The organism is Paraburkholderia sp. CNPSo 3076, assembly GCF_026343935.1.
Lineage (GTDB): Bacteria > Pseudomonadota > Gammaproteobacteria > Burkholderiales > Burkholderiaceae > Paraburkholderia > Paraburkholderia nodosa.
The window spans coordinates 1-4,761 of the sequence record NZ_JAPMAL010000095.1 but is presented as its reverse complement, the minus strand read 5'-3'; the positions used below and the strand labels follow the sequence as shown (position 1 = coordinate 4,761).

Sequence of the window (4,761 nt, the reverse complement as noted above, 5' to 3'; positions counted from 1 at the left end):
CCCCTTCAGGTGCTGACTGAGTGGCTTGAGCCGTATGCGGGGCGACCCGCACGTACGGTTCTCAGGGGGCGGCGGCGCAGCAATGCGCCGCTGCTACCCGACCGCCTGTACGACGCGCTGCACAAGACGTTGCTGTCGCAGCCGTTGATCCACGGTGACGAAACGACGGTTCAGGTGCTCAAGGAGCCCGGCAGGTCCGCCCAGAGCAAAAGCTATGCATGGGTGTACCGCAGCGCCGAAGGCTGCGCCGAACCCGTTGTGCTGTTCGACTACCAGCCGGGGCGCGGCCAGGAACATCTGAAGAAGTTTCTCGGCGACTACAGCGGCATGCTGATGAGCGACGGCTACAGCGCCTGGCGCACGCTCAAAAAGGCCACGCACTTCGGATGCGTCGCGCACGCCCGGAGGCTGTTCGTCAAGGCGGACAAGGCGGCCGAGAAAAAAACGGACTCCGGCAAACAGAAGATACCTAACGCTCGTGTGGCGAAAGCGCTCGAATACTTCCAGGCCCTGTACCGTGTCGAGGCGCTCGCCAAGGGCGAACTGCCTGATGGCCGGACGCGCGCTGATTACACATATGGCTTGCGGCAAAAGCATAGCGTGCCGGTGCTCGAGGCCTTCAAGGCGTGGCTCGACGAACTGGCGCTCAAGGTACTGCCCCAGAGTCTGCTCGGCAAGGCAATCGCCTATACACGCAACCAGTGGCAATATCTGAGCCGCTACGTCACCGATGGTTGCGCTCCCATCGATAATAATGTATGCGAACGTGACATCAGACCGTTTGCCATCACAACGTGGCAAACACGCTTTGCCAGTGAGCGTCTTGAGGGTCTGTACGGCAGGCATCCCGGCCGCGCTCCGCGCCGCGATCTGGCGCGCCTTGAAGCGAAAGTGCTCGACTACACGCTGCGACGCAAACTGGCCGATGGTTCGACGCATTGGAGCAGCCGTAAGCTGGCCGCACAGTTGGGCGTGCCCTTACACCCCCACGTATTCGTCATGGCTGAATCAGGTTGAGAACTGGTTTGCCCGCATCCAGCGCGACGTCATTACACGCGGCGTATTCACCAGCACCAAAGATCTCGACAAAAAGCTCATGCGCCACATTCGCTATATAAGAAAAATCTCGTACAGACCGCCTATTTGCACCAGAGCCCCCGCGTGAAGATGGAGCGCTATATCCTCGGAAAAGCGACGGCGTACTTTGCGAAGGGCGCGTGCAGTACGCGTGGATCGAACGGCATAGCCGGCAATGGCCGGTTTCCGTGGCCTGCCAGGCGCTGGGCGTCAGTCCCAGCGGTTATCACAACCGTAAGGCCCGCGACGTTGATCCTGATCGGCCGCGCCGACGCATCAGCAACGATGCGCTGCTGGTCCACATTCGCGCCGACCATGCCGAATCCAAAGGCGAGTACGGCTGGCCGCGCGTGTGGAAAAAGCTGCTTGCGCAAGGCATTCGCGTGAGCAAGGACCGGATTCAGCGGCTGATGAAGCTGCATGGCATCAAGGCGCGCACCAAGCGACGGTTCAAGGCCACTACGGACAGCAAGCACAATCTGCCGCTCGCACCGAACCCTGCTGCAACGGGACTTCTCGCCGGCGAAGCCCGAGATATTCGGAATGGGCAACAGCCGCTGGCTGAACTCGTCGTCGGCCAGTTGCCGGGCCAGGTCGTTGATGAACCCATGGCTACCTTAGGGTTTTCGCGCGCGGTTTCACAAATCCTGTTCACCTGATGTAGGCGCAACGAGAGGCCTACGGTGGTCGCTAATAATGCTACTGCTGCTACAAACAGTTTCGTTTTCATTTATTGTCGCCGGCCCACTTTGCCATGTTTCGCGCATAGGTTATTGGTAAGACTGCGAGCGCATCTACACTCGGACAGTTATCCGTGCAGGTTTCCGATTCGGCTTCCGGAATCGCTTAATCATCGGCTCGATGGCCCGGCTTGTAGGTGTTGCTATCCGCCGTCGCGAGGCCCGGAGAAGTAGCCTCCTTGACCGCCTGACGTAGATCCTATAGCTGAAGCATGGGACGCTTGCGCTGCGGCAATAACGGAAGCAGTGCTGCCTGTCGCCTCCACTATCCCCGCCAAGGCCATGTCTCCGTGAGCCCGCTGTCGATGGTCGTGGCGTAGGTAATCGTGCAAACGAGTGCAATACAATCGCCGAAGCGGCGAGGATTGTCCTCATGATCCAAGACTCCGCTATAAGTGCTGTTACGTTTGATGTTTCCCAATTTTTGGAGCGGGCCGGCTTCCGACGACACTTCTTTCATAATGCTTCGATTCAAGGCCTCCTGACTCACAGTCGGATCGAACGCCGGAATTCGCGCGTGGCTTCCTTCGCGCGTGTGCTAGCTTCGCGTGCGTCAGGCAGGGCGGCACACCATGCTGTTATAGCGTCGTTGGCAAGCGGTTCCCATTTGCTCACCCACGTACCCAGCACGGCGTGATTGCCTTCCTGTTCGCTGGCCATGCGAACGAGTTCGCTGGCCCAACGCCGATGCCGCTCCGTGTCGACGAGCTGCGCATCGGTAATAAGGCCGAGTAGGGTATCGCCGTTTTGGCGCGCCGTGACGCCGAGGCTGCGCAATACGGTCTCTTCCACAGCCGGGCGTACCACGAGGTTTAGCGCGACAAAGCATTCAGCCCAGTCCCACGCGGTGAGTGCTTGTTCGACGAGTTTGCGCCAGCCCTGCCAAGGCGGCCCGAGTTCCCAGCGGCGCCGCTCATCGCTGCCGAAGCCGAGGTCCGCAAAAGTCAGGGATAGTTCCTTGGTGCGATACGCGGTGTGCGTGAGCCAGCGCACAGAGAGTCAGCGGTCTGGTATGCGGCACAGTTGGAGATCGTGGAAGCGGGGGCCATCTGGGACAGATAAGCTGAGCCCATTTGCAGCGCATGAAACAGGAAGCGCGCGGGGGTATAGACGCGTGCGAGCGAGGCCGCCCATGGCCTGGCGAGTTGGGAGTCGTGACCGCGCGTGGAGAACTGGTCGAGGAGACAATATACGTAAGTTTCCTGACCATCCTGCAGCAGGTTATAGGTGCGATAGACGATCTCGTCTGGATCACGAAATGCGTTCCAGTCGGGATGTCGCAGCGGCGAGGCGTTGCGGTTGCGCTTGAGCCATTGCGCCATTTCGAAGTTTGGGTCCAGTTCGAAGGGGGCGTCAGGGTTGTCGGTGGTGTAATGCAAGTTCGTCGAGACGATCTCATACTCGCTTGGCTTGCGCCGCCGCGCGGCTAGATGGCTCCACGTTTTCAGCGGCGTAAGGACTTCGGGATGGGTCATGCTCGTCTCCGGTTAAAGCGTTTTCTCGTAGTAAAACCGCACGTAGCCTTCGGTTGTTTCGATGCGGCCTGAAAACGAACTGAGGCTGACTTCCAGCTCGGACATCATGAACGGTCGACCAAGCGTTTCCTCAAGCGTGGAGCGGCGCAGGATCAGTTCGCCGTCCGTATCGATGCGCACATACGCGAGTTTGTCGTCGACGCGGATCGTCTTGCCGGGGTTGTCTTCGTGCGCGGCTTCGATGACGCCCGCCGTAATGCTGCCCGCACGAAGCACGGGACCCACGCGGTTGTTGCGGTAAGCCGAGGCGGTGGTTTCGATGGTCATGATCGGTTCTCTGTGAAATTCAGGAATGGGCAAAGAGGGTTTCAACGCCGCCCACCGCAACGAGAACGTCTTCGCCCTCGATCTTCGCGGGGTATGCGCGAAGCCGGGAGTCGCCAGGATTGATCCCCTTGCCGGTATTCACGTCGAAGGTCCATTGATGCGCTCGGCACATCAGCACGCGGCCGTCGAACTTTCCTTCCACGAGCGGAATGGCCTGATGCGGACAAACGCCCCGAAAGGCGCGCGGCTCGCCGCCTTCTGGATTAACCACCACAATCACGTGGCCATCCACCTCCGCTCCGATCATCTCGCCTGCCCACAGGTCGTCGAGCGTGCAGATTTTCTGGTACTCCATGTCGACCTCATTCGTCGCAAAAGATGAATTCGAGCGTTTCCATCGGCTTGATATCCGTCTCGCCGAGCTTTGCCTTGCGCGCGTAGAACTGCTCCGCGCCCTGGCGACGCACGCGCACAACCTTTTCAGGCCGTGGGGCGACGCGTCGGCCCACCGAATGGAGCGAGGCGGCGGCCGCCACTTCATCTATCGTATTGCCGGTATCCACCGGCAATAGCTGCAATACGAAGTCGTATTGAAAATTTGAGATCACATGGAACAGTGCCATGTCGTCCTCTTTTGCGTGGCAGCCTCAGGCGGCCTCTTTGTTGTCACGGGTACCGCGGTACGATTCGACCCAGGCATACTGGTGCGCGTCGTCGCCCATTTCGCCCGGCGCGAGCCCCATGTAGTTCAACGCGCCCAAGAGGTTGGGTGGCTGGATATGACCGGCGAGGAAGCGATCGACGAGCGTGAGGTGATCGCGGTAACGAACCGGGTCCTGCTGGAAGAGAGGTGGCCGCGCAAAATCGGACAGCGGGATAAGTGGAACGGCCGGGGCCTGAGCCAGCGATAATGCAGGCAAAGGAACCGAGGAAATGACGAAACGAACCCGACGCACGCACTCAGCGGCGTTCAAAGCGAAAGTGGCCCTGGCGGCAGTCAAGGGCGAGCGGACGCTGGCCGAACTGGCGCAGCAGTTCGATGTGCATCCGAACCAGATCACGGAATGGAAACGGCAGTTGCAGGAGCGCGCGGCCGACGTGTTCGGTGCGGCAGGCCCGGTGTCTAGCGAGCCACCGGTAGA

At 60.2% G+C, this 4,761-nt stretch carries 4 protein-coding genes and 4 pseudogenes; 3 read left to right on the top strand and 5 right to left on the bottom strand.

All coding sequences use genetic code 11. The annotated features are described in order from the left end of the window. A pseudogene (tnpC, locus tag M3A49_RS41960) lies at positions 1–831 on the top strand (IS66 family transposase); the annotation flags it as partial. 327 nt (positions 832–1,158) lie between these two features. Continuing rightward, positions 1,159–1,611 (top strand): annotated as a pseudogene (locus M3A49_RS41950) (IS3 family transposase); the annotation flags it as partial. A gap of 692 nt (positions 1,612–2,303) precedes the next feature. Here the strand turns inward: M3A49_RS41950 and M3A49_RS41945 are convergent. From M3A49_RS41945 to M3A49_RS41925, 5 genes and pseudogenes are all read right to left on the bottom strand, one after another. Next, a pseudogene (locus M3A49_RS41945) lies at positions 2,304–3,292 on the bottom strand (aromatic/alkene monooxygenase hydroxylase subunit beta). Between the two features lie 12 nt (positions 3,293–3,304). Next, on the bottom strand, positions 3,305–3,619 hold the full coding sequence (locus tag M3A49_RS41940) for an MmoB/DmpM family protein (RefSeq protein ID WP_133190563.1): 315 nt from the start codon (positions 3,617–3,619) through the stop codon (positions 3,305–3,307). Positions 3,620–3,638: 19 nt separating this feature from the next. Beyond that, entirely contained in the window at positions 3,639–3,974 is a 336-nt protein-coding gene (locus M3A49_RS41935; protein ID WP_133190565.1) for a Rieske 2Fe-2S domain-containing protein, read from the bottom strand. Positions 3,975–3,981: 7 nt separating this feature from the next. Beyond that, positions 3,982–4,242 (bottom strand): toluene-4-monooxygenase system B family protein, encoded by a 261-nt coding sequence (locus tag M3A49_RS41930; protein ID WP_133190567.1) that lies wholly within the window; start codon positions 4,240–4,242, stop codon positions 3,982–3,984. A 24-nt stretch (positions 4,243–4,266) separates the two neighbouring features. Beyond that, positions 4,267–4,467: pseudogene (locus M3A49_RS41925) on the bottom strand (toluene monooxygenase); the annotation flags it as partial. A gap of 85 nt (positions 4,468–4,552) precedes the next feature. On the opposite strand from M3A49_RS41925, the gene M3A49_RS41920 reads away from it, so the two are divergent. Next, positions 4,553–4,761 (top strand): transposase (locus M3A49_RS41920; RefSeq protein WP_133189477.1); only part of this gene is annotated, 209 nt, incomplete at its 3' end.

Excerpts from the sequence above, each read along its gene's own strand:
- M3A49_RS41935 (WP_133190565.1), bottom strand. The coding sequence starts at position 3,974 with ATGGAGTACCAGAAAATCTGCACGCTCGACGACCTGTGGGCAGGCGAG.
- M3A49_RS41940 (WP_133190563.1), bottom strand. The coding sequence starts at position 3,619 with ATGACCATCGAAACCACCGCCTCGGCTTACCGCAACAACCGCGTGGGT.
- M3A49_RS41930 (WP_133190567.1), bottom strand. The coding sequence starts at position 4,242 with ATGGCACTGTTCCATGTGATCTCAAATTTTCAATACGACTTCGTATTG.